This is a genomic window from Geodermatophilus aquaeductus (assembly GCF_900182545.1).
GTDB lineage: Bacteria > Actinomycetota > Actinomycetes > Mycobacteriales > Geodermatophilaceae > Geodermatophilus > Geodermatophilus aquaeductus.
On sequence record NZ_FXTJ01000010.1, the window covers coordinates 128,268 to 152,326 of the forward strand.

The 24,059-nt window shown below is 76.1% G+C and carries 23 protein-coding genes; 10 read left to right on the forward strand and 13 right to left on the reverse strand.

Features of this window, described 5'->3' with window-relative positions:
- Positions 1 to 10: 10 nt before the first annotated feature.
- The 3 genes from FN207_RS20790 to FN207_RS20800 all read right to left on the reverse strand — a co-directional run bounded on the left by FN207_RS20790 (position 11) and on the right by FN207_RS20800 (position 2,941).
- The gene (locus tag FN207_RS20790) at positions 11 to 796 is read right to left on the reverse strand and encodes a transglycosylase domain-containing protein (protein ID WP_246066227.1); all 786 of its coding nucleotides are present in this window, start codon (positions 794 to 796) and stop codon (positions 11 to 13) included.
- Positions 797 to 1,219: 423 nt separating this feature from the next.
- Entirely contained in the window at positions 1,220 to 2,041 is an 822-nt protein-coding gene (locus tag FN207_RS20795) for a class I SAM-dependent methyltransferase (protein WP_142460354.1), read from the reverse strand.
- A gap of 105 nt (positions 2,042 to 2,146) precedes the next feature.
- Positions 2,147 to 2,941 (reverse strand): MerR family transcriptional regulator, encoded by a 795-nt coding sequence (locus FN207_RS20800; RefSeq protein ID WP_142460355.1) that lies wholly within the window; start codon positions 2,939 to 2,941, stop codon positions 2,147 to 2,149.
- 78 nt (positions 2,942 to 3,019) lie between these two features.
- On the opposite strand from FN207_RS20800, the gene FN207_RS20805 reads away from it, so the two are divergent.
- Positions 3,020 to 3,373: a nuclear transport factor 2 family protein gene (locus FN207_RS20805; RefSeq protein ID WP_142460356.1), complete on the forward strand. Its 354-nt coding sequence runs from the start codon at positions 3,020 to 3,022 to the stop codon at positions 3,371 to 3,373.
- A gap of 39 nt (positions 3,374 to 3,412) precedes the next feature.
- Here the strand turns inward: FN207_RS20805 and FN207_RS20810 are convergent, their stop codons facing one another.
- Positions 3,413 to 4,249, reverse strand: coding sequence for an NmrA family NAD(P)-binding protein (locus FN207_RS20810; protein ID WP_142460357.1), 837 nt, complete (start codon positions 4,247 to 4,249; stop codon positions 3,413 to 3,415).
- An 83-nt stretch (positions 4,250 to 4,332) separates the two neighbouring features.
- Between FN207_RS20810 and FN207_RS20815 the strand changes: the two genes are divergently transcribed.
- Positions 4,333 to 4,752 carry a MarR family winged helix-turn-helix transcriptional regulator gene (locus FN207_RS20815; RefSeq protein WP_142460358.1) on the forward strand — a complete coding sequence of 140 codons (420 nt, stop codon included), beginning with the start codon at positions 4,333 to 4,335 and terminating at the stop codon, positions 4,750 to 4,752.
- A gap of 49 nt (positions 4,753 to 4,801) precedes the next feature.
- The gene (gene dapB / locus FN207_RS20820; RefSeq protein WP_142460359.1) at positions 4,802 to 5,617 is read left to right on the forward strand and encodes a 4-hydroxy-tetrahydrodipicolinate reductase; all 816 of its coding nucleotides are present in this window, start codon (positions 4,802 to 4,804) and stop codon (positions 5,615 to 5,617) included.
- Between the two features lie 28 nt (positions 5,618 to 5,645).
- Here the strand turns inward: dapB and FN207_RS20825 are convergent, their stop codons facing one another.
- The 3 genes from FN207_RS20825 to FN207_RS20835 all read right to left on the reverse strand — a co-directional run bounded on the left by FN207_RS20825 (position 5,646) and on the right by FN207_RS20835 (position 7,907).
- Positions 5,646 to 6,929: an SAM-dependent methyltransferase gene (locus FN207_RS20825; RefSeq protein WP_142460360.1), complete on the reverse strand. Its 1,284-nt coding sequence runs from the start codon at positions 6,927 to 6,929 to the stop codon at positions 5,646 to 5,648.
- Between the two features lie 190 nt (positions 6,930 to 7,119).
- Positions 7,120 to 7,281, reverse strand: a complete 162-nt coding sequence (locus FN207_RS26455) for a hypothetical protein (RefSeq protein ID WP_185938457.1) — start codon at positions 7,279 to 7,281, stop codon at positions 7,120 to 7,122.
- 164 nt (positions 7,282 to 7,445) lie between these two features.
- Positions 7,446 to 7,907, reverse strand: a complete 462-nt coding sequence (locus tag FN207_RS20835) for a hypothetical protein (protein ID WP_142460361.1) — start codon at positions 7,905 to 7,907, stop codon at positions 7,446 to 7,448.
- Between the two features lie 235 nt (positions 7,908 to 8,142).
- On the opposite strand from FN207_RS20835, the gene FN207_RS20840 reads away from it, so the two are divergent.
- The 4 genes from FN207_RS20840 (at position 8,143) to glgC (ending at position 12,290) form a co-directional block, all read left to right on the forward strand.
- Positions 8,143 to 8,445 carry a putative quinol monooxygenase gene (locus FN207_RS20840; RefSeq protein WP_142460362.1) on the forward strand — a complete coding sequence of 101 codons (303 nt, stop codon included), beginning with the start codon at positions 8,143 to 8,145 and terminating at the stop codon, positions 8,443 to 8,445.
- A 127-nt stretch (positions 8,446 to 8,572) separates the two neighbouring features.
- Positions 8,573 to 9,913 (forward strand): L-fucose:H+ symporter permease, encoded by a 1,341-nt coding sequence (gene fucP, locus FN207_RS20845; protein WP_142460363.1) that lies wholly within the window; start codon positions 8,573 to 8,575, stop codon positions 9,911 to 9,913.
- Positions 9,914 to 9,980: 67 nt separating this feature from the next.
- The gene (locus FN207_RS20850) at positions 9,981 to 10,937 is read left to right on the forward strand and encodes a carbohydrate kinase family protein (protein WP_142460364.1); all 957 of its coding nucleotides are present in this window, start codon (positions 9,981 to 9,983) and stop codon (positions 10,935 to 10,937) included.
- 120 nt (positions 10,938 to 11,057) lie between these two features.
- On the forward strand, positions 11,058 to 12,290 hold the full coding sequence (gene glgC / locus FN207_RS20855; protein WP_142460365.1) for a glucose-1-phosphate adenylyltransferase: 1,233 nt from the start codon (positions 11,058 to 11,060) through the stop codon (positions 12,288 to 12,290).
- A gap of 28 nt (positions 12,291 to 12,318) precedes the next feature.
- On the opposite strand, the gene FN207_RS20860 is transcribed toward glgC, so the two are convergent.
- From FN207_RS20860 to FN207_RS26460, 5 genes are all read right to left on the reverse strand, one after another.
- Positions 12,319 to 13,815, reverse strand: coding sequence for an amidohydrolase family protein (locus tag FN207_RS20860; RefSeq protein WP_142460366.1), 1,497 nt, complete (start codon positions 13,813 to 13,815; stop codon positions 12,319 to 12,321).
- A gap of 102 nt (positions 13,816 to 13,917) precedes the next feature.
- Positions 13,918 to 14,313: a nuclear transport factor 2 family protein gene (locus FN207_RS20865; RefSeq protein WP_142460367.1), complete on the reverse strand. Its 396-nt coding sequence runs from the start codon at positions 14,311 to 14,313 to the stop codon at positions 13,918 to 13,920.
- A gap of 23 nt (positions 14,314 to 14,336) precedes the next feature.
- A complete protein-coding gene (locus tag FN207_RS20870; protein WP_142460368.1) occupies positions 14,337 to 15,371 on the reverse strand; it encodes a uroporphyrinogen decarboxylase family protein in 1,035 nt (344 codons plus the stop codon).
- A gap of 102 nt (positions 15,372 to 15,473) precedes the next feature.
- Positions 15,474 to 16,844 (reverse strand): circularly permuted type 2 ATP-grasp protein, encoded by a 1,371-nt coding sequence (locus FN207_RS20875; protein WP_185938458.1) that lies wholly within the window; start codon positions 16,842 to 16,844, stop codon positions 15,474 to 15,476.
- Complete coding sequence (locus FN207_RS26460; RefSeq protein WP_185938459.1) at positions 16,841 to 17,728, reverse strand: ATP-grasp domain-containing protein; 888 nt, start codon at positions 17,726 to 17,728, stop codon at positions 16,841 to 16,843. The genes FN207_RS20875 and FN207_RS26460 overlap by 4 nt, the downstream gene beginning before the upstream one ends.
- A gap of 110 nt (positions 17,729 to 17,838) precedes the next feature.
- On the opposite strand from FN207_RS26460, the gene FN207_RS26465 reads away from it, so the two are divergent.
- Both FN207_RS26465 and FN207_RS20885 read left to right on the forward strand, forming a co-directional pair.
- Positions 17,839 to 19,815: a glucuronyl esterase domain-containing protein gene (locus tag FN207_RS26465; RefSeq protein ID WP_185938460.1), complete on the forward strand. Its 1,977-nt coding sequence runs from the start codon at positions 17,839 to 17,841 to the stop codon at positions 19,813 to 19,815.
- 34 nt (positions 19,816 to 19,849) lie between these two features.
- Entirely contained in the window at positions 19,850 to 20,995 is a 1,146-nt protein-coding gene (locus tag FN207_RS20885) for an iron-containing alcohol dehydrogenase (RefSeq protein WP_142460371.1), read from the forward strand.
- 18 nt (positions 20,996 to 21,013) lie between these two features.
- Here the strand turns inward: FN207_RS20885 and FN207_RS27090 are convergent, their stop codons facing one another.
- Positions 21,014 to 23,071, reverse strand: a complete 2,058-nt coding sequence (locus FN207_RS27090) for a transcriptional regulator (protein WP_142460372.1) — start codon at positions 23,069 to 23,071, stop codon at positions 21,014 to 21,016.
- 134 nt (positions 23,072 to 23,205) lie between these two features.
- Here FN207_RS27090 and FN207_RS20895 point away from each other — a divergent pair, with 134 nt between their 5' ends.
- A complete protein-coding gene (locus FN207_RS20895; RefSeq protein WP_142460373.1) occupies positions 23,206 to 24,027 on the forward strand; it encodes an alpha/beta fold hydrolase in 822 nt (273 codons plus the stop codon).
- Positions 24,028 to 24,059: the final 32 nt, after the last annotated feature.

Below are 24,059 nucleotides of genomic sequence, written 5' to 3' on the forward strand. Positions count from 1 at the left end.
CCCGGGAGAGCTACTCGGTGCCCTCCGCGGCGATGAGCTCGGCGACCTCCTCGGGCATCTCCGAGCAGTCGTCGTCGGAGGCCGGCTGGTCCTGGGCGAGGCCCTCGACGCCGGCGTCCTCCACGGGCCCGAAGCCCTCCTCCGCGAGGTGCCGGGGCACCCGGTTCTGCGCGTTGATCACGTGCGACCGCGAGAGCCAGCCGAGGCCGTCCTCGACGGCGAAGTCCAGGCCGCCGCCGGGTGCCCGCTGGACGTGGCCGGGGGAGGGCAGCAGCCCGACGAGCTGCACGGCCTGCTCCACCGGCAGCGTGGACGGCGGGGTGTCGAAGTAGTACCAGCTCGCCGCGCAGATCCCGTAGACCCGCGGGCCGAGCTGGGCGTAGTTGACGTAGAGCTCGAGCATGCGCCGGTCGTCGAGCACCAGCGCCAGCTCCGCCGACAGGCCCGCCTCGACCGCCTTGCGCCAGACGCTCATGCTCTGGTTGAGGAAGAGGTTCTTGGCCACCTGCTGCGGGATGGTCGAGCCGGACGGGTCGTCCTCACCGCGCAGGTGGGCCTCCGCGCGGCCGAACAGCTCGTCCCAGGTGAAGGCGCCCGAGCGGTAGGGGAGCGGCTGGTCCTCGTGCGCGATGACGGCGGCGAGGAAGTTGCGCGACACGTGCTCGACCGGCACCGACTGCTGGATGGCGCCCTGCTCGTTGGCCAGCATGAACGCCGTCGTCGGCGGGTCCACCCAGCGCAGCGACAGCAGGACCAGCGCCTGCACCACGAACGCGATCCCCAGGCCGAGTCCCACGCGGCGCAGGCGACGGCGCCATGGGCGCCGGCCGGCGTCCGGGGGCCCCGGCTCGTCCCTCCGCCGCCGCAGGCCCGGCCGGCCGCCCTCGCGGGGCGGCGGGGCACCGGGCGCGGCAGGGGGCCAGGGCGCCGACGGGGGAGGTGGTGCCGCCCACGGGTCCGCCGGCGCAGCGACCGCCGAGGGGCCCGCCCAGGGCGGCAGGCGGTCGCCGTCGGCTCCCGGGCGCGACGGGCGGGCAGACACCCGGTCGGTGCGCTGCGGCCGGGCCGCGGGGTCGCCGGACGGGCGGCGGCGCGGTCGAAGGGGCATGCGTCGCTGTCCTCCTGGAGCCCACGGGCGCGGCCCCCAGGCTACCGGGGACCGCCGCGGGGACGGCGGAGGACGCGGGCCCAGCGCGGCGGCGGGTGCTCCGGGTCCCGGTCAGAAGCGGTAGTGCAGGACGATCGTCCCCTTCCGGGACCAGGCGGTGCTGACCGACGACACCCGGGAGTAGAGGCGCAGCAGGGGCGGGAAGCGGGCGACCTCGGGCTCGCGGTTGAGCAGGATCTCCCGGACCAGGTGCAGTCGCGGGTCCCAGTTCTCGAGCTCGTGCGGGTCGTCGACGCCGGGGAACCGCAGGAGCCCGGAGACGGCCTTCGTGCCGGGGACGTGCCGGGTCGCCCAGATCGCGAACCGGGAGTAGCTGTTGAAGACGACCTCCCCCGAGGGGAAGTGGCCGACCAGCCGGCCGAGCAGGTCGGACACCTCCTCCCGGCTGAGGAACCCCACCAGGCCGTCGGCGACGACCACGGCCGGGCGGCCCGTGGGGAGCGCGTCGAGCCAGTCGCGGTCCCGCACGTCGGCGGCGACGGGGTGGGGGTCGGCGTACCGGGGGAGCACCCGCTCGCGGGCGGTGACCACCGCGGGGAGGTCGACGTCGTACCAGTCCACGGTCGGCGGCACCCCGATCCGCGCCGAGCGGGTGTCCAGACCGGCGCCCAGGTCGAGCCCGACGGCGTCCGGGTGGCGGGCCACGAAGTCCGCCGCCACCTCGTCCATGCGCTTGGCCCGCAGCGCGCAGCTGGTGACGAGGTTGGCGTCGGCGTGCAGCCGGGCGACGTCGACGTCCAGCTCCCGGACGACCTCGTCGGCCAGCGCGTCGCCCAGGAGGGGATCCGCCGAGCGGTTGTCGAGCGCCCGGCAGCAGAGCGTCAGGTGGAGGCTGTCCTCCAGCGGGGTGAACGCCGGCAGCGTGGTGCCCATCGGACCGTCCCTCTCGGGTCCTCCCCGCGCACCTGCCAGCCAAGCCCTCCGGGGGCCTGCGGTTCCAGGGCACTGCGACCCGCGCCGGCGCCGGAGCAGACCGGCTCAGCCCGGCGTCACGGAGAAGACCGGCCAGCCGATCTCCGTCCGCCACGCGGCCGGGTCGGCGGTGTCGCGCGGGCCGACCAGGTAGGTCTCGCGCACCGGCCCGGCGACGGCGAGCAGGTGCCCGGTGACCCAGGCCCCGAGCTCGCCGTAGGTGACGTCGATGTCGTCGTGGGCGCCGACGTGGGTGGTCACGGCCAGCTCGACGGCCGGCAGGGTCACCGGGTGCACGCGGCCGCTGCGCGGTGGGTCGCCCGCGGGGAGGTGCACCAGCACGTGCCCGCGGCCGGTCTGGAACAGCGCGTCGTCGTACACCCCGCCCGGGACGCCGGCCGGCCCGACCACGGCGTCCAGCTCCGCCATGGCCCCGGCGTACCAGCCGAGGACGTCCTCCAACCGCACGTCGTCCTCGACCGCGGCGACCGTGGTGGCGGGCACCCGGCGCAGCTCGACGTCTACCGCGGCCGGCTTCGGCCGCAGCAGCCGGCGCAGGGACGCCACCGCGGCGCGGGTCCGCTCCAGCTCCGACTCCAACCGCCGCAGGTGGTCGGCGACGAGGGCCGCCCGCGTGCCCGGGTCGGGGGACCGCAGGATGCGCGCGACGTCGGCCAGGGGGACGTCGAGCTCGCGCAGCCGGTGGATCACCTGCGCGGTGGGGATCTGCTCGCCGGTGTAGTACCGGTAGCCGCTGGCGGCGTCCACCTCGGCCGGCTCCAGGAGGCCGGCGTCGTGGTAGCGGCGCAGCGTGCGGACGCTGAGGTGGGTCAGCCGGGAGAACTCGCCGATCGTCAGCACCCGCGCACCCTGCACCCTCCCCCTGGGGGAGCGTCCAGCGGTTGACCCTCCCGCCGCGCGAGGCCGCACGGTCGGGACATGAGCACCCCGACCTCCATCCTGCCCAGCGAGCTCCCGGCCCCGGTCCGGACCTTCCTCACCGCGCACGCGGCCCGCGACGCCGACACCGCCGTCGGCACCTTCACCCCCGACGCCGTGGTGACCGACGAGGGCCGGACCTTCCGGGGGACCGAGGAGGTCCTCGGCTTCCTCCGGCACTCCGGGTCGGAGTTCACCTACACGAGCGAGCTGACGGGGGCGCAGCGCGTCGACGACCGGCACTGGGTGGCGCTGCACCACCTCGAGGGCGACTTCCCCGGCGGCGTCGCCGACCTGGCCTACCGCTTCACGACGGCCGGCGACCGCATCGCCGAGCTGGTCATCGCCCCCTGACCGCGGCCTGCGCCCCCGTCGGCGAGGCCGACCGCGCGATCACCCGCGCAGGGCCGGCGCGGCGTCGCCGAGGAAGGCCTCCAGCGAGCGGGCCGGCCGTCCCGTCACGGCGGCGACGGTGCCGGTCACGACGCCGAAGACGCCGGCCCGCACGCGCTCGAAGGTGAGCACGGTGAGGTCCCGCTCGAACCCCTCGGTCCCCGCGACGGCCTCCTCGACCGGCACCTCGCGGGAGACCACCGGGCGCCCGAGGCCGCGGGAGAGCAGCTCCGCGGTGCGCGGCAGCGAGAGCGCCTCCGGCCCGGAGAGCTCGTACACCCGGCCGGCGTGGCCGTCGTCGAGCAGCGCCCGCTCCGCGACGGCGGCGATGTCGCGGGCGTCGATCCAGGCCACGGCCGCGCCGCCGTCGGCGAAGGGCAGGTCCCCGGTGCCGGTGAGCACGTCGCGGTAGAAGCGGGGGTCGGTGAAGACCTGCATGAACCAGCTCGGCCGCAGGAACGTCCAGCTGCGGCCGCTGTCGCGGACCGCACGCTCGACCCACAGCGCCCACCCGCCGGGACCGACGGAGTCGGCCGCCTGCTCGGACAGCAGGACGACGTGCGCCCGGGCCGGCGTCCGGTCGAGCAGCGCCCCGACCAGCTGTGGCGCGTCCGCGCGGTCGGGCCGGACGACGTAGACCGCGTCGACGAAGTCGGTCGCCTCCGGCCAGCCGGACGGGTCGTCCCACGAGAAGGCGGTCGGCCGCACGCCGTCGACGTCGACCGTGGCCGGGTCGCTGCTGCCGCCGAGCACCTCGACGCCCGGCCGGGCGGCGAGCAGTTCCGCCAGCGGGGCGCCGGTCTTGCCGCGGACCCCGGTGACCAGGACTCGGGTCATGTCTCCTCCGATTGGTTGAGTCGATGAAGTACCTCGCCCCCACCCAAGCACGGATCCATGAGTGGCTCAAGTAACCTGGCGGGATGACCGGGCCGCTCGACCAGCAGCTGTGGGACTTCGTGTACGCCTACGACGCCGCCTACGACCGCGCGGCGCGGGCGGTCGGGCTCAGCGCGGCGCAGGCCTGCCTCCTCGACGCCCTGACCGAGGACGGCCGCTCGATGGGGGAGCTCGCCGCCGCGCTGCTGTGCGACGCCTCCAACGTCACCCAGCTCGTCACCCGGCTGGAGGCGGGCGGGCTGGTGACCCGCTCGGCCGACCCGGACGACCGGCGGGTCAAGCGGGTGTCGATCACCACGGAGGGGCGCCGCGCGCACCGCGCCGTCCGGCGGGCGTTCGACTTCCCCTCCGGCCGGCTCGCCCGGCTGACCGAGGGGGAGCGCGCGCAGCTCTCCGGCCTGCTGGCGACGCTGCTCGCGCCCGAGGCGTCCCCGCCGTCCTGACCGGCCGCCGGCCGTGACGGCGGCGGGCACGCGGCCCTAGGTTCGACGGGTGATCAGGGTCTGCTTCGCCGGTGTCACGGGCTGGACGGCCCCTCCGATCGTGGCCGCGATCGACGCCGCCGACGACCTGGAGCTGGTCTCGGGGGTGTCCCGGTCCGCCGCGGGGCGCCGGCTCTCCGAGGTGACGGCGTCGGGCGGTGCCGGCCCGGTGCACGCCACGGTCGCCGAGGCCCTGGCGTCCTCCGGGGCCGACGTCCTCGTCGACTACACCAGCGCCGCCGCCGTCCGGGAGCACGTGGAGACGGCGGTGCGCGCGGGCGTGCACGTGGTCGTCGGCTCCAGCGGCCTGACCGCCGGTGACTACGCGGAGCTCGACCGCCTCGCCCGGGAGCACGGGGTGGGCGTCATCGCCTCGGGCAACTTCTCGGTCGTGGCCGCCGTCCTGCAGCGGGCCGCCACGCTGGCCGCCCGGCACGTCGGCTCCTGGGAGGTCCTCGACTACGCCGCGGCCACCAAGCCCGACGTGCCCAGTGGCACCGCCCGCGAGCTCGCCGAGACGCTGGGGCAGGTGCGCACCCCCGGGTCCGGCGTCGCCCTGCCCGACCTGCTCGGTCCCGCCGAGGCGCGCGGCGCCGACGTGGCGGGCACCCGGGTGCACTCGGTGCGGCTGCCGGGCTTCGTGCTGGCCACGGAGGTCGTCTTCGCCGCGGGCGGGGAGCGGCTGACGATGCGGCACGACACCGGCGAGTCGCCGGCTCCCTACGTCGACGGCACGCTGCTGGCCGTCCGGAGGGTCGCGGAGGTGCCCGGCGTGCGCCGGGGCCTGGACCGGCTGCTGTTCGACGATCCCGCCCCGGACGCCTGAGCGGTCTGCCGCCCCGGTGGGCGAGGAGTCAGACCCAGGCGCTGCGCCGCAGCGGCGGGGCGGTTCCGCCGGGTCGCTGGACGAGCACCTGGTTCACGCCCATCGAGCCGGCCTCGAAGGCGAGCGCGCAGGCGGCCATGTACAGCCGCCACACCCGCGCCCGTCCCTCGCCGGCGGCCGCCACGGCCTCGTCCCAGTGGTCCTCCAGGCGCCGCACCCAGGCGCGGAGGGTCAGCGCGTAGTGCCGGCGCAGCGCCTCGACGTCGAGCACCTCCAGCCCCTGGCACTCCAGGGCGGCCACCGTCTCGGCCAGGGGGAGCAGCTCACCGTCGGGGAAGACGTACCGGCCGATGAACGTGTCGTTGTCCCAGCGGGTCTCGCCGGCGTTCCAGGAGATCGCGTGGTTGAGCAACCGGCCGCCGGGCTGCAGCAGGTCGTGCAGGCGGGACGCGTAGGCGGACAGCTGCCCCCGGCCGACGTGCTCGGCCATGCCGACCGAGCTGATGGCCTGGAAGGGGCCGTCGTCGACGTCGCGGTAGTCCTGCACGCGGATGTCCACCCGGTCGGTCAGCCCCGCCTCGGCGGCCCGCTTGCGCGCCGACGACGCCTGCTCGGTGGACACGGTGACGCCGACGACGTCGGCCCCGTACCGCTGCGCGGCGTGGAGGGCCAGGCTGCCCCACCCGCACCCCACGTCGAGCAACCGCATCCCGGGCGCGAGGCCGAGCTTGCGGCAGACGAGGTCGAGCTTCGCCTGCTGGGCCGCGTCGAGCCCGGTGTGCTCGTCCTCCCAGACGGCGCACGAGTAGACCATCGAGGGCCCGAGCACGAGGGCGTAGAAGTCGTTGCCGACGTCGTAGTGGTGCGAGACCGCGGCGGCGTCGCGACCGCGGGAGTGCCGCCGCCCGTGCCGGCCCGGGTCGATCTCCTCGGGAGGGGGCGGCGGCTCGGGCCCCAGCGCGCCCAACCGGACGGCGGTGTGCAGCAGTTCCAGCCGCTCACCGGCCGACGCACCCGGCGTGCGGCCCGGGACCGCCAGCCGGCCGACGGAGCTCAGTGCCGCGAAGGTGGCGAAGACGTCGTCGGCGATGTCGATCTCCCCGGCCACGTAGGCGCGCCCGAGGCCGAGCTGGCCCGGTGCCCACACCAGCCGGCGCAGCGCGCGCCGTGAGCGGACCACGAGGAGGGGCGCACCCCCGGGCCCGGCCTCGCTCCCGTCCCACGCAAACACCCGCAGCGGGACCTCGTCCGCTCCCAGGACGACGCCCAGCGCGTGGGCGAGCTGTGCGGCCACACCACCTGTCCTCGCCATGCCGGCTCCTCGTCGCGGTCGCGCGGCCGGGACCCGGAGGCGCGGGACCCCGGCGACTCGTTGCGCCTCCCGACGCATCGTGTCCGCTCCCGGGGCGATCGGGGAGCAGCCCGTGCGCGCCGCGGGAACAGGAGAACCCCCACGGGCCCGGGGGCCGGTGGGGGTTCGACTGTGATGACTCGCCGGAGGATCAGGCTCCGGGGCGGACCTCGGCGCTCCGGGCGGGAGCGAAGGCCGGGTGCTGAGCGGCCAGCTCGCCGGCCCGGCCGAGCCCGGTGAGCGGGCTCCAGGGGAGGAACGCGTCGAGGTTCCGGCGGGCGGCCTCGACCAGGTGGGTGGTCAGACGGGACATGCTGCGGGCACCTCTTCTCCGTGTTGTGGCAGTGACACCACGCTAACGACGGAGGGACGGGCAGGCGTCCGGCCGCCGGCGTGAGGTCGCGCACGACCTCCGGGCATCCCGGATCGGAGGCCCAGGTCGGGGGCCGGGGAACGCGGACCGGTGTGCGCGAGGACTCACACGTCCCGGGCGGGCACGTGGGTGACCGGCACGTGGAAGGCGTGCTCCAGGCGGGCGGGCAGGTCCTGGTGCAGCCACCGGGACAGCCGCGCGGGGAGCGTCGACACGACGATCTCGTCGAACCCGCCGGTGGCCATGGCCTCCTCGACGGCCCGCACGGGATCGGGGTCGCCCACCGCGCCGGTCGCGCGGATCCCCGCGGCCGTCATCGTGCGGAGGGTGGCGTCGAGCTTGACCTGGGCCATCCTCCGCGCCTCCGCCGGCGGCCCGGGCAGGGCCGGGCTCCCGCCCATGACGGGCATCGGGACCGGCATGGCGTTGGACACGAGGTCCTTCACCGGCGTCGCCGGCACCACGAGCAGGAACTCCGACGGCCCGGCGGCCGCGCGCTCCCGGACGAGCTGCAACAGCTCGTCGCTGTCGAGGGACTGGTTGGCCACGACGAGGTAGCGGTGCATGGTCGCCTCCGGACGAACCGTCGGACGTGCACGGACCGAGGCGACACGGCGCCGTCGCGGGGTCGTCCCCAGCGGGACAGCGGGGGACCGACGGCGGAACCGTACCGCTCATCCCGGGCCGTGAGAACGGCCGAGGAGCTGGGTCGGGGAGCCCGGCCGGCAGGGGGCGGGACCTCCGTCCCGGCGACGTCCCGCACGCCGCCGCGGGGCCCGGCCCGGGTGTAGGAACGCGCCCATGACCGCTCCGGACCGCGCGCTCTTCCTCGTCGTCACCATCAAGCCGCGCCGCGACCGGCTCGCCGAGGCGGAGGAACAGCTGCAGTCGATGCGCCGGCAGACGCTCACCGAGCCCGGCTGCGTCTTCATGCACCTCGTGCAGCCGCAGGACGACCCGGACAACTGGGTGATGCTGGAGATGTTCCGGTCGCGCGCCGCCTGGGACGAGCACATGCAGCAGCCCTACAACACCGAGGGCAACCGCATCCTCGAGGACCTCCTGCGGGAACCGTCGGAGCTGCGCCTGATGGACGAGAAGTAGGGACGCGCCGCACCCGGTGGGCGGCGCCCGGGCTGGAATGTCCCCGGGGTGGCCGCTACCCTCGCAGGGCGGGCTGTGACTCAGGTCACAGGGGCACTCTTCCCCGCGTCGGCGAGGGGTGGATCCCATGGCCCGACCGTCCGCACTCCCGCAGCAACCGGAGGTCAGCCCGCCGCGCAAGCCGGCGCTGGTCTACCCCGGCTTCGCGGTCCCGTTCGTCCTGCTGATCGCCTGTTTCGCCGCCTGGGGCTCGGCGGCGAACCTCACCGACGTCCTCGTCGGGGTCTTCCGGCAGATCTTCACGATGTCGAACTTCCAGTCCGCGCTGGTCCAGTTCGCCTACTACGGCGCGTACTTCGCCCTCGCCATCCCCGCGGCCCTCATCAACCGGCGCTACGGCTACAAGACCGGCGTCCTCACCGGGCTCGGCCTGGCCACCGTCGGCGGGCTGCTGTTCATCCCCGCGAGCCAGCTGCTCGCCTACGGGTTCTTCCTCGTCGCGCTCTTCGTGCTCGCGGCGGGGCTGTCCATCCTCGAGACCTCGGCCAACCCCTTCGTGATCGCGATGGGTCCCGAGATCAGCGCGACGCAGCGACTGAACCTGGCGCAGGCCTTCAACCCGGTGGGCGCGAACATCGGCGTCCTGCTCGGAGCCGTCCTCATCCTGCCGCGCATCACGCCGGAGTCGGAGAAGGAGTCGATGACGGCGGGGGAGCTGGCGCGCGCCCAGGAGCAGGACCTCTCCCTGGTGCTCGGGCCCTACCTCGGGATCGCCTGCGCGCTGGCGCTCATCTGGCTGCTCATCGCGTTCCGGAAGATCTCCACCCCCGACGAGCACGCCCACTTCGGCCTGGAGCAGGCCTCGGGCGGGGCGATGAGCCGGCTGTGGCGCAACCGGCACTACCGGTTCGGCGTGGTCGCCCAGTTCCTCAACGTCGGTGCGCAGGTCTGCGCGTGGTCGTTCACCATCCAGTACGCCCAGGACGTCGTGGGCGTCTCGCCCTCGAACTCCGGGTGGTACCTGCAGGCCAGCCTGATCGTCTTCCTCGTCGCCCGTTTCGTCATGACGTACCTGCTGGGCATCTTCCGGCCGACGAAGCTGCTCTTCGCCATGGCGGCGCTGGGGGTCGTGTTCTCCCTGCTGGCCGTGGTGTCGCCGAACATGCTCGGCCTGCTCGCCGTCGTGGGCATCTCGCTGTCGCTGTCCCTGATGTTCCCGACGATCTACGGGGTGGCGCTGCAGGGGCTGGGCCCGGACACCAAGTTCGGTGCCGCCGGCCTGGTCATGGCCATCCTCGGTGGCGCGCTCCTGCCGCCGGTGCAGGGCCTGATCATGGACAGCGCCGACACGAACGTCGGCTTCATCGTCCCGGCGGCCTGCCTCGCCGTCGTCGCCGCCTACGCGGTGTTCGACCTGCGGTCCTCGCGCCACGGTGGTCCCCTCGTCGCCGAGGGCACCGCGCACTGACCGGGGGGCCGGCCTCGCCGTCGGACCCGGGTGCCGGTACGCCGTACACGTCGATCGGAGGAAACCGATGTTCGTGGTGGTCGGGGAAGCGCTCGTCGACCTCGTGGGGCAACGGGGCAGCCGCACGCTGGTCGCGCACCCGGGCGGGAGCCCGGCCAACGTCGCGCTCGGGCTCGCCCGGCTCGGCGACCAGGTCTCCCTCCTCACGCACCTCGGCCAGGACTCCTTCGGGGAGATGGTCTCGGCGCACCTGAGGGCGAGCGGGGTCCAGGTCGACGGCGGACCGGGCGCCGGCGCGAAGACGAGCCTGGCTGTCGCGAGCCTGGCCGCGGGGGTCGCCACCTACGACTTCCGCATCGAGTGGGACGTCGGCGAGCTGGCGCCCCTGCCCGTCGAGGCCCGGTGCGTCCACACCGGGTCGCTGGCGACCGCGCTGCAGCCCGGTGCGGCCCAGGTGACCGACCTGCTGGAGCGGGAGCGGGAGCGGGGGCGGGCCACCATCTCCTACGACCCCAACGTGCGCCCGGCGCTCCTCGGGTCGCCGGAGGAGGCCCGGCCCGGGATCGAGCACCTGGTGTCCCTGTCGGACGTGGTCAAGGTCAGCGACGAGGACCTGCACTGGCTGTACCCCGACCGCCGGGACGTCGACGTCGCCCGGGACTGGCTGGCGCTGGGCGCCCCGCTCGTCGTCGTGACGCGCGGCGGTGCCGGTGTCTTCGCCGTCACCGCCGGCCTGGAGCTGGACCGCCCCGCGACCCCGATCGACCTCGTCGACACCGTGGGCGCCGGTGACTCGTTCACCGCGGGACTGCTCGACGGGCTGGGGCGTGCCGACCTGCTCGGCGGCGCGCGCCGGGAGGCCCTCGCGGGGATCGACGAGTCCAGCCTGGTCAGCGTCCTGGACGAGGCGAGCCTCATCGCCTCGATCACCTGCTCGCGCCCCGGTGCCGATCCGCCCACCTGGGCCGAGGTCGAGACCGCCCGCGCGGCCCGGCCGTCGACGCGGCGGTCCGTCCCGCGCTGACCCCCCGGCCCCCGGGGAGGGGCCGGGGCGCCGGTGTGTCCCGCCCCACACGCCGGGTGCGCGGGCGCGGCCGGTCGACGAGCCTGGTCGGCGGGGTGCGGCGGGGCTACGGTCCGCCTCGTGGCGACCGACGTGCTCGCGATGGTGCTCGCAGGTGGCGAGGGCAAGCGGCTGATGCCGCTGACCGCCGACCGGGCCAAGCCGGCCGTCCCGTTCGGCGGCATGTACCGCATGATCGACTTCGTCCTGTCCAACCTGGTCAACGGCGGCTACCTCAAGCTTGTCGTGCTGACCCAGTACAAGAGCCACTCCCTGGACCGGCACATCAGCACGACGTGGCGGCTGTCCACGCTGCTGGGCAACTACGTCGCCCCGGTGCCGGCGCAGCAGCGGCTGGGCCCCCGCTGGTTCGCCGGGTCCGCGGACGCGATCCACCAGAGCATGAACCTGATCCGCGACGAGGCGCCGCGCTACGTCGTCGTCTTCGGGGCGGACAACATCTACCGGATGGACCCGGAGCAGATGGTCGCCCGGCACGTCGAGTCCGGAGCCGGGGTGACCGTCGCGGCGATCCGCCAGCCCCTGTCGATGGCCGACCAGTTCGGGGTGATCGAGGTCGACGAGGGCGGCCGGCGGATCTCGGCGTTCCGGGAGAAGCCGACCGACGCCCGCGGCCTGCCCGACGCCCCCCACGAGGTGTTCGCCTCGATGGGCAACTACGTGTTCACCACCAGCGTCCTCGTCGACGCCCTCGACCGCGACGCGGCCGACCCCGACAGCAAGCACGACATGGGCGGCAGCATCGTGCCGATGCTGGTCGAGCGCGGGGAGGCCGGCGTCTACGACTTCCGGGACAACGACGTCCCGGGCCAGCGGGAGACCGAGCGGGGCTACTGGCGCGACGTCGGGACCCTGGACAGCTTCTACGACGCGCACATGGACCTGATCTCCGTCGACCCGGAGTTCAGCCTGCACAACCCGCAGTGGCCGATCCTGACCAGTCAGGATCCGTGGCCACCGGCGCGGACGGTGCACGGCTCGGCCGGCCGCGTCGGGACGGCGATGGAGTCGCTGCTCGCGCCGGGGTCGGTCGTGTCCGGCTCGAGCGTGACCCGGTCGGTCCTGTCACCGGGCGCGCACGTGCACTCGTGGGCGGAGGTCGACGGCTCGGTGCTCATGCAGGGCGTCCAGGTCGGGCGGCACGCGGTGGTGCGCAACGCCATCCTCGACAAGGACGTCGTCGTCCCCGAGGGTGCGACGGTCGGGGTGGACCTCGACCGCGACCGCGAGCTCTACACGGTGTCCGACAACGGGATCGTCGTCATCGGCAAGGGCCGGCAGGTCGTGCCCTGAGCCCCCCGGAGTCGGGTGCGGGCCGCCGTCACCGGCCGAGGACCCGCTCCTCGCCGCCGGCGCGCTTGGACTCGTCCTTGTAGTCGGTGTACCGGTACGGGTTCTCCAGGATCTCGGCCTCGGCCTCCGGCCGCTCCGGGAACATGCCCTGCCGCCAGGCCTCCTCGCCGATCTCCGCCCGCAGGTGGTCCAGCGTCGCCTCGATCTCGCGGCGCACCGGGGCCAGGTCGATGCCCACGAGCCGGCCGTCGTGCTTCACCACCCGGCCGTCGACGACCACGGTGTGCACGTCGCCCCGCTGCGCCTGGAAGGTCACGTGCCCGTAGGGGTTGAGCACCGGGAAGGACACCGGCGAGGCGTCGTTCCGGATCAGCACGACGTCGGCCTTCTTCCCCTCCTGCAGGCTGCCGAGGTCGTCGCGGCCGAGCGCGGCGGCGCCGCCCCGCGTCGTCCACTCGACGACGTGCTGCGCCCGCAGCCGCAGGTGCGTGATCGTCTCGCCCCGCAGGTGGGCGTCCATGTGCTCGGCCATCCGGTCGGCATTGAGCGTGGCCCGCATCGCGGAGAACATGTCACCGCTCCACCAGACGCTGGTGTCCATCGACAACGACACCGGGATGCCGTACTGCAGCACCTGCTCGGTGGGCGCGTGCCCCTGCCCGGCGCTGCACTCCGACTCCGTCGCCACCGAGATGGACCCGCCCGTGGCGGCGATCCGCTGGTAGCTGTCCCGGGTGAGGGTCGAGGCGTGCACGTAGACCGTCTCCGGGGTCATGAACCCGTTCTCGTGCATGAGCCGGATGCCGTCGTCGTTGGTGGCGCCCCAGACGCCGGCGTGCGTGGTCACCGGGATGCCGAGCTCGCGGGCCACCTCGAACGCCGCCTTCTCCGGGAAGGCCGGGTCGCCGGTGACGTCGAAGGCGACCTGCACCCCCATCCGGTCGTCGGCGTCGTCGCGCAGCCGCTCCAGCAGCGCGCGGACGGCGGGGTCGGCGGTCCACTCCCAGGGGCCGGCCTGGATGTTGCCGTAGGCGAGGACGAACCGGCCGGGCACCGAGCGCAGCGCCTCCAGGGCGGCCTCGCCGTGGTCGATGGTGTGCAGGTTGTGCGACCAGTCGACCGTGGTCGTGACGCCGGCGTCGAGCGACTCGATGGCCGCCAGCCGGTTGCCCGCGGCGATGTCCTGCGGGCGGAACTTCTTCCCGTGCTCGAGGTAGTACCAGACGAAGTACTGGGTCAGCGTCCAGTCGGCGCCGTACCCCCGCATGGCGGTCTGCCACATGTGGCGGTGCGTGTCGATCATGCCGGGCATGACGATGCCGCCGCGGGCATCGATCTCCTGGGTGCCGTCGGGCACGGGCAGCCCCGGGCCGACGCCGGCGATCCGGTCGCCGACGACGAGCACGTCGGCGTCGTGCAGGACCGTCGCGGCGTCGTCCATGGTCAGGACGGTCCCCCCGCGGAACACGAGCGGGCGGCCGGCGACGGGAGCCCCGTCCCCGCGTGCGGTACCGGGCTGGCTCATCGTCTTCTCCTCGGACGTCGGCGGACCCGGACCGATCCGCAGCGCGGCCGGGCCCGGGCCACCCTCGTGTGACCCGGGTCACGTGTCAAGGAGGCCCCGGGCTCAGGCCGGCAGGGGCGTCGGCGCGTAGGCCAGCAGCTGCCACCGGCCCGAGGCCCGGGTCCACACCGCGAGGGCCAGGTTGTCGATCGTCCGGGGCTCCCCGGCGACGTCGACATCGGCGGTCATCCGGCCGACCACCAGCGCACTGTCGCCCACGACGGCGACCCGCTCCACCGGGTGGTCGACGCGCCGGTAGACGTAGTGGCCCGAGCGCACCTTCGCCAGGTACTGCTCCTTGGTGTCCCGGGCGCCGCTGGAGTGGGCGTAGCTCAGCTCGGCCGCGCACAGCGCGTCGAGCGCCGGGAGGTCGGCGTCGAGCATGGCGGCGTAGCGGCGGTCCTCCGCGGCCAGCACCGCACGGACGTCCTCGGGGTCGCCGGCGTGGTCTGCGTCCATGTGCCGATGATCGCCCGGCCGCGTCAGAGCTCGGACCGCAGCACCGCGGCCGCCTGCGCCAGCGACCGCATCTTCCCGGCGGCCGACGCCCGCGGGAGGTACTTCAGCCCGCAGTCGCTGGAGAGCACCAGCCGGTCGACGTCGACGTGGTCCAGCGCCCGCCGCACCCGGTCGGCGACCGTCTCCGGGGTCTCGACCTCGGGGGTGGACAGGTCGAGGACGCCGAGCGCGATGCCCTTGCCCCGCAGGGGCCGCAGCGTCGTCGGGTCCAGGTGCGACTGCGCCGTCTCGACGGAGATGGTGTCGGCGGGGGTGTCGGCCAGCTCCGGCAGGAACGAGTAGCCCGCCGGCCGGTCGGAGACCATCGCCGCGTAGCCGAAGCACAGGTGCACGTGCACCGGGCCGGCGGCGCCGGCGATGGCACGGGTCACGGCCTCGGCGCCGTGGCGGCGGGCCACCTCGGGGCGCGCCTGCAGCCAGGGCTCGTCCACCTGGACGACGTCGGCGCCGGCGGCGAACAGGTCGGCGATCTCCTCGCGGACGACGTCGGCGTAGGCCAGGGCCAGCGCGCGGTCGTCGCGGTAGTGCTCGTCCTGCGTCTGCTGCGCCATCGTGAACGGCCCGGGCACGGTGATCTTGACGGCGCGGTCGGTGTGCGCGCGGAGGAACCGGACGTCGTCGACCTGCACCGGCGCCGGCCGGCGGATCTCGCCGGTCACCCGCGGCACCGGGATGTCGATCCCCGAGCGGTTGCGCACCGTGCCGGGGTGCTCGAGGTCGAGGCCGTCGAGGGCCGTGGCGAAGTGGTTGGAGTAGGACTCCCGGCGGATCTCCCCGTCGGTCACCACGTCCAGGCCGGCCTCCTCCTGGGCGCGCACGGCCGCCAGCGTGGCGTCGTCCTGGGCCTCCTGCAGGAACTCCGGCGGGACGCGCCACAGCTCCCGGGCCCGGACCCGCGGCGGGAACCGGTGGCCCAGCCGCTCGCGGTCGATGAGCCAGTCCGGCTGGGGCAGGCTCCCCACGACCATCGTGGGCAGCGGGGGCAGCTGGGCCGGCATGGGGGTCCTCCTCGGGCGGGCGCGGCGGCTCGGGTCGCCGCTCGGGTGCGCGTCGTCCCGGAGCCTTGCAGTCCCGAGCGGACCGCGGGTGGCGCGGTCGGCTCAGCCGACCACCCAGGTGTCCTTGCCGCCACCGCCCTGGGAGGCGTTGACCACCAGCTCGCCCTCGGTCAGGGACACCCGGGTGAAGCCACCCGGCAGCACGACGGTCCCCTCGTCGGTGCAGAACGCGTACGGCCGGTAGTCCACGTGCCGGGGCACGAGCGCGCCGTCGACGACGGTCGGGTGCGTCGACAGCGCGACCGGCTCCTGCGCGATCCACCCACCCGGCTCGGCCAGGACGGCGGCGCGGGCGCGCTCGAGCTGCCGCTCATCGGCCCGCGGGCCGATGAGCACCCCGTGCCCGCCGGAGCCCGACCGCGGCTTGAGCACCAGCTCGGGCAGCCGGTCGAGCGCGGCCCGGCACTGCGCGGGGTCGCCGAGGTCGTAGGCCGGCTGCGAGCGCAGCCGCGGCTCCTCGCCGAGGAAGAAGCGGACCAGGTCCTCGACGTAGGGGAAGGTGCGCTTGTCGTCGGCGACGCCGGTGCCGAAGGCGTTCACCACGGTCACCGTGCCGGCGCGCAGCGGGCCCAGCAGCAGCTCGCCCAGCTCGTTCGGCCGGCCGTCGTCGTCGGACAGCCGCTCCTCGCTGGTGCGCCGCCAGAGCAGGTCCACCCGGCGCCCGTCCGGCAGCACCAGGTCCTCGCCGCGGACGGCCAGCTCCGAGGGGAGCACGACCGGCGCGCCGACCATCTCGCCGAGCCGGTCGATCTCCCAGGCCACCGCGCTGCGCGGCCCGTCCCCGAGCACCGCCACCACCGGGTCCGCGAGGTCCGTGGCGTCGGCGAGCATCCGCCGCATCGCCGCGACGGCGGCCTCCCGCACCGGTACCGGACCGGGCCGCACGCCCAGCCGGGGTGCCACCAGCTCCCGCGCGGCCAGGGCGTAGGCCAGCAGCGTCGGTGTCCGCACGTTGTCCTCGAGGACGACGAGCCGCCCGTCGGCACCGCGGACGAGGTCGGGCCCGGCCATGCCGATCCAGCGGCGCGGCGCCGGCAGGTCGGGGGCGAGGTGGCGGTTGGTGTCGAGCACCGCGGCCGGGACCACGCCGGCGCGGACGGCCTCGCGCGGGCCGTGCGCGTCGGCGACGAACGCCTCCAGCGCGCGCAGCCGCTGGTCCAGGCCGGCGGCCACCCCCTCCCACTCGGCGCGCTCCAGGACGCGCGGCACCGGGTCGACGGTGAACAGGTGCTGCTCCTCGGCGGGCCCGTGCCGCAGGTCGAGGTCGGCGGCCCCGCGGGCGACGTCGGCGGCCAGCGCGGCGGGCCCGTACGCGCGGACGGCGGCCAGCGCCGCGGCCGCGTGCGGCCGGTCGCCGCCGTCGGGCAGCAGCGCCTCGTCGAGGCTCCGGGCCGGGGCCGTCCCGGTGCTCACGCGGCGGCCGCCGCGCGCTCCGCGGCCGCGCGCTCCGCCGCGGCCAGGGCGGCCCGGGCCACCCACCGGCCCTGCTGCGGATCGGTGACGTCGAATCCGAAGGGTGCGTTGGCCTCCAGCGCGAGCAGCCGGCCGTCCGGCTCGACGAGCACGTCGACGCCCATCAGCCCGCCCCCGAGCGAGGCGACCATCCGTTGCGCGAGCTGCGCCATCTCCGGCGGCGCCTCGTACACCCGCGGGTACACGGTGCCGTGGGTGACCAGCGCGCCCTCCTCCCGGGACTTCTCGTAGACCAGGGAGGTGGCGGTGGGCGTGGCGAAGACCCGCGCGCAGGCCGGATCGGCGATCCACTCCTGCAGCAGCGACGTGCCGCGCCGGTGGCCGCCGGCCGCCTCGTGCTCCCGCCAGCCGGCCTCGACCTCGCGGGCGGCGTCGAGGTCGCCGACCAGCTCGATGTAGCGGGCGCCGTCGCCCAGCGAGGGCTTGAGCACCATCTGCCGCCCCGGCATCGGCCACTCCCGGACCCGGGCGAGGTCCCACGCGGCCGGCTGCGGCACACCGGCCGCGGCCCACACGGCGTGGGTCACGAGCTTGTCGGCGGAGGCGACCAGCGAGGCGACGGGGTTGAGCAGGGGCACGCCGGCCGCCTCGAGCAGGACGGCCAGGGCGAAGGTCGACGCGTAGGCGACCACCTCCTCGACCAGCACGTGCGCGATCGCCAGGTCGTAACGGCCCGGGGGCGGGCCGCTGACCGGCCAGTCGGCCGGCACCCGGGCCAGCCGCTCGACCTCCGCGCCCTGCTCCTCCAGCGCCCGCACCCAGGCGGCCGCGTAGCCGGCGTCCTCGTACCAGTCCTCGTCGGTGATCACCAGCAGCACGCGCACGGCGGTCCTGTGCCCCTCTTCCGGGCCCGTCGAACCACCCGCCCGTCGTAGCACGGACGCAACACGCGGATCACCCCGGCGGACACGGACCGGCCCTACCGTGCGAGCGCATGACGCAGGTGGTGCCGGGGAGCCGGTCCCGGGACGGGCATCCCGGCCGCTCTGCCGTGGCGCGCCGGCGGCGCTACACCGCCGAGCTGGCCGGGGTGCTGCCGCCGAGCGAGCCGTTCGAGACGTGGCTGGCGGCCGGCGGCGGCCTGGCGCCGGACTTCGCCCGGCTGCCGGCGCGCACCGGCCTGTGGTCGCCGGTCGAGGGCCTGGCGGGAGCCGACGGGTGGCCGGCCCGGCGTGCGGTGCTGCGGGCGCGCTGGCGGCGGTGGCTGACCGGGGACCTGCCGCCGGCCCCGCGCCGCACGCCCGCGCGCGTCGGGCAGGTGCGGACGGCGGGCGGCGTGGAGGTCCGCGAGCTCGTCGTCGGCGGGGGCTGGTCGGTGCGGGCGCGGCTGCTGCTGCCGGTGCCCGCGGCGGGCGTGCGGCACGACGTGCCGATCTACCTGCTGCAGTCCAGCCACGGTCCCTGGGCGGAGGCGGCCCTGGCCCGCGGATGGGGCGCCTGCCTGGTCTCGGCCGCCGACGGCGACGACGACACCGAGGCCGTCGAGCGGGCCTTCCCGTCGGTGGTCGCCGGCCGCCTGGCCTGGCGGGCGTGGGCGCTGTCCCGGGTGCTCGACGCCCTGCAGGAGCAGCCCGGGGTGGACGCCCGCCGGGTGCTGGTCGGTGGGCACAGCCGCAACGGCAAGACCGCGCTGCTGGCCGCCGCCTTCGACGACCGGTTCGCCGGCGTCGTCTCCAGCTCCAGCGGCGTGCTCGGCGCCATCCCCGCCCGGCTGTGCACCGACCGGCACTTCGGCGAGGGGGTGGAGCTGCTCACCCGGCACTACCCCGGCTGGTACCACCCGGGCCTGCGCTGGTTCGCCGGGCGGGAGCACCGGCTGCCCACCGACGCCCACGAGCTGCTCGCGCTGGCCGCCCCGCGGCCGGTCCTGGTCTCGGTGGCGGTGGAGGACCCGGTCGAGCGCGTCCCGGCCGCCCGCGCCGCGGTCGACGCCGCCCGCGAGGCCTTCGCCCTGCTCGGCCGGGGAGACGCCCTGGAGCTCGCGCTGCGCCCGGGCGGGCACCGGGCCGACGAGTCCGCGGTGGCCGCCCAGCTGGACTGGGCGCAGTCGGTGCTCGGCGGCTCGCCCCGCCGTCCCGGCCGCGCGCCGGTGGCGCCGTCGCCGGTCCCGTGGCCGGCCGACCTCGTGCGGCCGGGTCCGCGACCCGTCCGCGGCGCCGAGCTGCGCGCCGCCGTCCGCGCCGCCCTGGGCCCGGCGACGAGGGCTCCCGGCGGCCCGCCGGCCGCGGGGGAGGGGCCGCCGGCCACCCCGGACGGCGTCGCGGTCACCCTGCTGCGCCCGGAGGACAGGGGTCGCGGCCGTGGGCTGGTGCTCTGGCTCGGCCCGCCGTGCGCGGCCACCGGGTGGCGGGCCGGGTACGAGCAGGCCGAGCCGCTCCCGGCGCTGCTGGCCGCCGCCGGCTGGGTGGTCGCCTGCCACGACCCGGTCGGTAGCGGCGCGCGGCACGGCGAGCACCCCGGGCCGGGCTCCTCGCCGCTGGGCCGGATGACCGCCGACGCGGCCGCCGTGACCGCCGTCGCGGCGGCGGCCACCGGGCACGACCGCGCGTGGGTCGCCGCCTACGGCACCGGGGCGCTGGTGGCGCTGCACCTGTCCGCCCTGGGCGCCGGACCGCGGGACGTGCCGCTGGCCGGTGCGGTGCTGGCCGCCCCCACCTGCGGCGAGCCGCTGCTGCGGGCCCGGCCCGGCTACACCCTCGCCGACCTGCTCGCCACGACGGCGGACCGCCCGGCGGTCGTGCTCGACCCCGCCTGGGACCCCGAGGCGCCGCCCGGTGCGGTGGCCGCCGCCTGCCGCGCCGCCGGCGTGCCGCGGGTGCCGCTCGCCGACTGGCACCGGCTCTCCGGCGCCACCCGGACGGCGATGCTCGACTGGCTCGACGAGCACGGTCCCCGGCGGGGTTCCCCCTAGGCTCGCGCCACAGGACCCGGACCGGGGAGGCCAGGTGGGCGCGTTCGACCTCGCCGTCCCGCGGCGGGTGCTGTTCGGTCCCGGGCGCGCCGGCGAGCTCGCCGACCTGCTCCCGGCCCTCGGGCGGCGGGTGCTGCTGTGCGCCGGACGCGACCCCTCGCGCGCCCTGTCGCTGCTCGGGGACGTCGAGCCGGTCGCCGTCGTGTCGGTCCCGCGCGAGCCGACGGTCGAGCTCGTGCGGGCGGCGACCCGGGAGGCGCGGGACGCCGGCGTCGACGTCGTCCTCGCGATCGGGGGCGGCAGCGTGCTGGACACGGGCAAGGCCGTCGCCGCCCTGCTGGGCAACGGCACCGACCCCCTCGACCACCTGGAGGTCGTCGGCCGCGGGCTGCCCGTCGAGCGGCCCGCCCTGCCCTGCGTCGCGGTCCCCACGACGGCGGGCACCGGCGCGGAGGTGACCGCGAACGCGGTGCTCGCCTCCCCGGAGCACGGCCTCAAGGCGAGCATCCGCGGCCCGCACCTGCTGGCGGCGGTCGCCCTGGTCGACCCGCTGCTCACGCTGAGCTGCCCGCCGGAGGTCACCGCCAGCAGCGGGCTGGACGCGCTCACGCAGTGCCTGGAGCCCTACGTCTCGCCGCAGGCCAACCCGGCCACCGACGCCGTCGCCGCCGCCGGGCTGCGGCGGGGTGCGCGGGCGCTGCGCACCGCCTACGAGGACGGCGGGGACCGCGCGGCCCGCGAGGAGATGGCGCTGTGCAGCCTGTTCGGCGGCATCGCGCTGGCCAACGCGAAGCTCGGGGCGGTGCACGGCGTCGCCGGCGTCGTCGGCGGCATGGTCGACGCGCCGCACGGTGCGGTGTGCGCCGCGCTGCTGGCGCCGGTGGTCGAGGCGAACGTCCGTGCGCTGCGGGAGCGCGAGCCGGGCTCGCCCGCGCTGGGCCGCTACGCCGAGGTCGCCCGGCTGCTGACCGGCCGGGACGACGCCGCCGTCGAGGACGCCGTCGACTGGCTGCGGAAGACGGTGGCCGCGCTCGGCGTGCCGCCCCTGGGGGCGGTCGGACTCCGGCCGGCGCAGCACGCCGAGGTCGCCGCGAAGGCCGCCCGCTCGAGCAGCATGCGGGGCAACCCGGTGTCCCTTCTCGACGACGACCTGCTGGCGGTGCTGCGCGCGGCGTCGTGACGACGCGGCACCCGGGGCTCACGACCTCCAGCCGGCGGGCGCCCGGGGGTCGGGGAGGTAGGCGCAGTACGTGCCGGTGCGGATGGTGCGGTCGAGGTGCTCGCCGAGCGGGGGATGGTGCTCGGCGATGCGGGCCATGGCCTGGCGGACGGCGCGGGTCACCGCGGCCCGCGCGCGCTCGGACGTCGACGCGGCCCGCCGGTGCCGACCGCCCAGGCCGTACGCCCCGGCGAGCTCGCGGAGGAGGAAGTCGCGCTCCGTGTCGGCCTGGGTGGCCCGCTGCGCGTCCCCGCTCGCGTGGGCCTGCTCGAGGTCGTCGTCGATCTCGGCGAGGCGTCTGCGGTAGGCGGCCTTGGCCTGCGCGTCGAGCACCTCGCCCGCGTCGCCGGGAGCCAGGGGCGCTGCACTCCCGGTGCCCGGCGCCCCGGGAGAGCGCTCGGCGGCGACCAGGTCCAGGACGTGGTGCTCCCGGCCCGGATCGGCGAGGAGCCGCGCGAGGTACCGCATGCCCTTGAGGTCGCGCACGAGGACGCTGCGTCCGCCGAAGACCACGGACCAGTAGTCGCCCTCGCGGTGGAAGACGCTCACGCGCTCGACCGGCTGCTCGTCCCGGGGACCGGGACCCGCGGCGTCGACCGGTGGGTCCGGGGCAGGCGACCCGCGGATCCCCTCGAGGATCCTGCGGGCCGCGTCGCGCTCCAGGCCGGCCCGGTGCCCGGCGCCGCCGGCCGCACAGGCCTCGGCGAGGTCCATGCGGGCGCGGGCCGCCTCGTACGGGGCACCGACCTCGTTCCACAGGCTCACGGCCCGGGACAGGGACTCCTCCGCGCCGCCGGGATCGCCGTCCGCGAGCCGCACCCTGCCCCGGGCGAGTGCGGCGTCCGCGGCCAGGGCGTTGGTGCCGAACCGGGCGGCGGTGGCCTCCAGCTCCGCGGCGGCCGACCGGGCCCGGCCGAGGTCGCCGGCGACGATCTCGATCTCCACCTGCGCACCGAGCAGCGGCGCGCGCTGGAGGGCGGTGTCCGGCGGCCGCTCCTTCGAGGGCACCCGGCTGGGGCGCTCCAGGGCGTCCCGCACGGAGGCGGCCGCGGTGGCCACGTCTCCCTGGGCCAGCCGCACGAGCGCGAGACCGGGTTCGGGGTCCCACCCGGCACGGTGCGCGGCCAGGAGGGCCTCCTCGGCGCCGGCGACGTCGCCCTTGTGCAGGCGGATCCGGCCGAGTTCGTCGAGGGGCCACCCGAGTTCGCGCCGCAGGTAGGGGCGCAGCTCCTCGCACGCGGTGAGGACCTCGGCCTCGGCGTCGTCGCACGACCCGCGGAGCCGGAGGATCTCGGCGCGGTGCACGCGGCACCGACCGTGCAGGCTCCCGATCGCGTTGGTCCGGCACCACCGTTCCATGGCCTCCGTCCACTGCTCGGCGACGTCGTACTGGGCGAGGCCCTGCAGCGCACAGACGAGCTCGCAGTAGACGACCCCGGTCGAGAGCGGATCGAGGTCCCCGGAGACGGTCGCCAGCCCGGCCCGGTCGAGCAGGGCCAGGCCCTGCTGCACGTCGCCGTCCAGGATCAGCAGCCGGGCCTCCGCGACCCGGCCGATGGCGCAGGCGGCGGGGTCGCAGGCCGAGCCCACCTCGATGGCCTGGCGGGCCCACGGCCGGGCGCCGGGTGCGTCGCCGGTCAGCATGCGCTCGTAGGCGCGGACGACCCCCAGCCACGCGTGTGCCGGCGTCTGGCCTCCCTCGGGGAGGAGGGCCTCCGCTCGCGCCAGCCAGCCCCGCACCGGGGCCATGAGCGCGGTGTCGAAGAGCAGGTGCATCGCGACGCGGACCGCCGCCCCCGCGGCCGCGACCGGGTTCCCGGACCGCATGCCGGCGGCGTGGGCGCGTTCCCACGCCTCGATGGTGACGTCGAGGTGGCCGGCCGCGTAGGCGACCTCACCGAGCAGCGGCAGGTCGCCGGGGTCGAGGGAACCGTCCGCGTCCGCTCCCACGAGCAGGTCGAAGGCCTGCTGCCAGTCGCCCCGGGCGGCCGCGGCCCGTGCGCGCTCGACGGCACCGGGCCCGGCGTCGTCGTCCATCGCTCGCCTCCCCAGCCGTTGCCGGCGGGAGCCCGGGTCCCGCCCGTAACCGCGGGGCTCACCGCCGTAACTGTCCTTCTTCCGCCTCCCGGGTGGGGGCTCCCCGTCCCCGCGAGAACTCCCGAGGAGGAGCCATGTCGCGAGCACACGTCAACGGGATCGAGCTGGAGTACACGGTGGTCGGTCGGGGCGAGCCCGTGCTGTTCATCAGCTCCGTCCTCGCGGACGGGTTCCTGCCGCTGATGGCCGAGCCGGCGCTGGCCGACCGCTACCAGCTGATCCGGTACCACCGGCGCGGTTGGGGCAGGAGCACGCACACCCCGGCGCCGGTGACCGTCGCCGAGCACGCCGCGGACGCCGCGGCACTGCTCGAGCACCTGGGGGTGCGGCGTGCCCACGTCGCCGGCCACTCGACCGGCGGGGTCGTCGCCCTCCAGCTCGCGGTCGACGACCCGGCGGTCGTCCGCACGTTGGTCCTCCTCGAGCCGTTCGTGCTCTCGGTGCCCAGCGGCGGGGCGGTGCTCCAGGGGGCGGCGCCGGCGTTCGAGGCGTACGGCAGCGGGAACCACGAGCGGGCCTGGGCCCTGTTCCTCAGCGCCGCGAGCGGCCTGGACTGGGCGACGTGCGAGGCCGTGCTCGAGGCGCGGATCCCGGGCGTGGTGGGGCAGGCGGTCCGGGACGCCGACACCCTCTTCGGTGCCGAGCTGCCCGCCATGGCCGGGTGGGCTCTCGACCCCGGAGAGGCATCGGCCATCGGTTGCCCGACGCTGTCTGTGCTCGGCAGCGACACCCTGCCGCTGTTCGGAGAGGTCGCCGCGCTCCTCCGGACGTCACTGCCGGACGCCGAGGAGCGCACGATCGACGGGGTCGGTCACCTCCTGCACCTCCAGAGCCCCGAGCCCGTGGCCCGGGCGATGGGCGAGTTCATCCGGATCCGGTCCACCGCCGGGGTCTGAGACCCGGTCCGCACAGCCGGTCAGGCGTTCCG

Coding starts and splice junctions, on each gene's coding strand:
- FN207_RS20850 (WP_142460364.1), top strand. CDS start 9,981: ATGTTCGTGGTGGTCGGGGAAGCGCTCGTCGACCTCGTGGGGCAACGG.
- FN207_RS20860 (WP_142460366.1), bottom strand. CDS start 13,815: ATGAGCCAGCCCGGTACCGCACGCGGGGACGGGGCTCCCGTCGCCGGC.
- FN207_RS20835 (WP_142460361.1), bottom strand. CDS start 7,907: ATGCACCGCTACCTCGTCGTGGCCAACCAGTCCCTCGACAGCGACGAG.
- FN207_RS20795 (WP_142460354.1), bottom strand. CDS start 2,041: ATGGGCACCACGCTGCCGGCGTTCACCCCGCTGGAGGACAGCCTCCAC.
- FN207_RS20870 (WP_142460368.1), bottom strand. CDS start 15,371: ATGCCGGCCCAGCTGCCCCCGCTGCCCACGATGGTCGTGGGGAGCCTG.
- FN207_RS20815 (WP_142460358.1), top strand. CDS start 4,333: ATGACCGGGCCGCTCGACCAGCAGCTGTGGGACTTCGTGTACGCCTAC.
- fucP (WP_142460363.1), top strand. CDS start 8,573: ATGGCCCGACCGTCCGCACTCCCGCAGCAACCGGAGGTCAGCCCGCCG.
- FN207_RS20865 (WP_142460367.1), bottom strand. CDS start 14,313: ATGGACGCAGACCACGCCGGCGACCCCGAGGACGTCCGTGCGGTGCTG.
- FN207_RS20895 (WP_142460373.1), top strand. CDS start 23,206: ATGTCGCGAGCACACGTCAACGGGATCGAGCTGGAGTACACGGTGGTC.
- FN207_RS20825 (WP_142460360.1), bottom strand. CDS start 6,929: ATGGCGAGGACAGGTGGTGTGGCCGCACAGCTCGCCCACGCGCTGGGC.
- FN207_RS27090 (WP_142460372.1), bottom strand. CDS start 23,071: ATGGACGACGACGCCGGGCCCGGTGCCGTCGAGCGCGCACGGGCCGCG.
- FN207_RS26465 (WP_185938460.1), top strand. CDS start 17,839: ATGACGCAGGTGGTGCCGGGGAGCCGGTCCCGGGACGGGCATCCCGGC.
- FN207_RS26455 (WP_185938457.1), bottom strand. CDS start 7,281: ATGTCCCGTCTGACCACCCACCTGGTCGAGGCCGCCCGCCGGAACCTC.
- FN207_RS20840 (WP_142460362.1), top strand. CDS start 8,143: ATGACCGCTCCGGACCGCGCGCTCTTCCTCGTCGTCACCATCAAGCCG.
- FN207_RS20810 (WP_142460357.1), bottom strand. CDS start 4,249: ATGACCCGAGTCCTGGTCACCGGGGTCCGCGGCAAGACCGGCGCCCCG.
- FN207_RS20805 (WP_142460356.1), top strand. CDS start 3,020: ATGAGCACCCCGACCTCCATCCTGCCCAGCGAGCTCCCGGCCCCGGTC.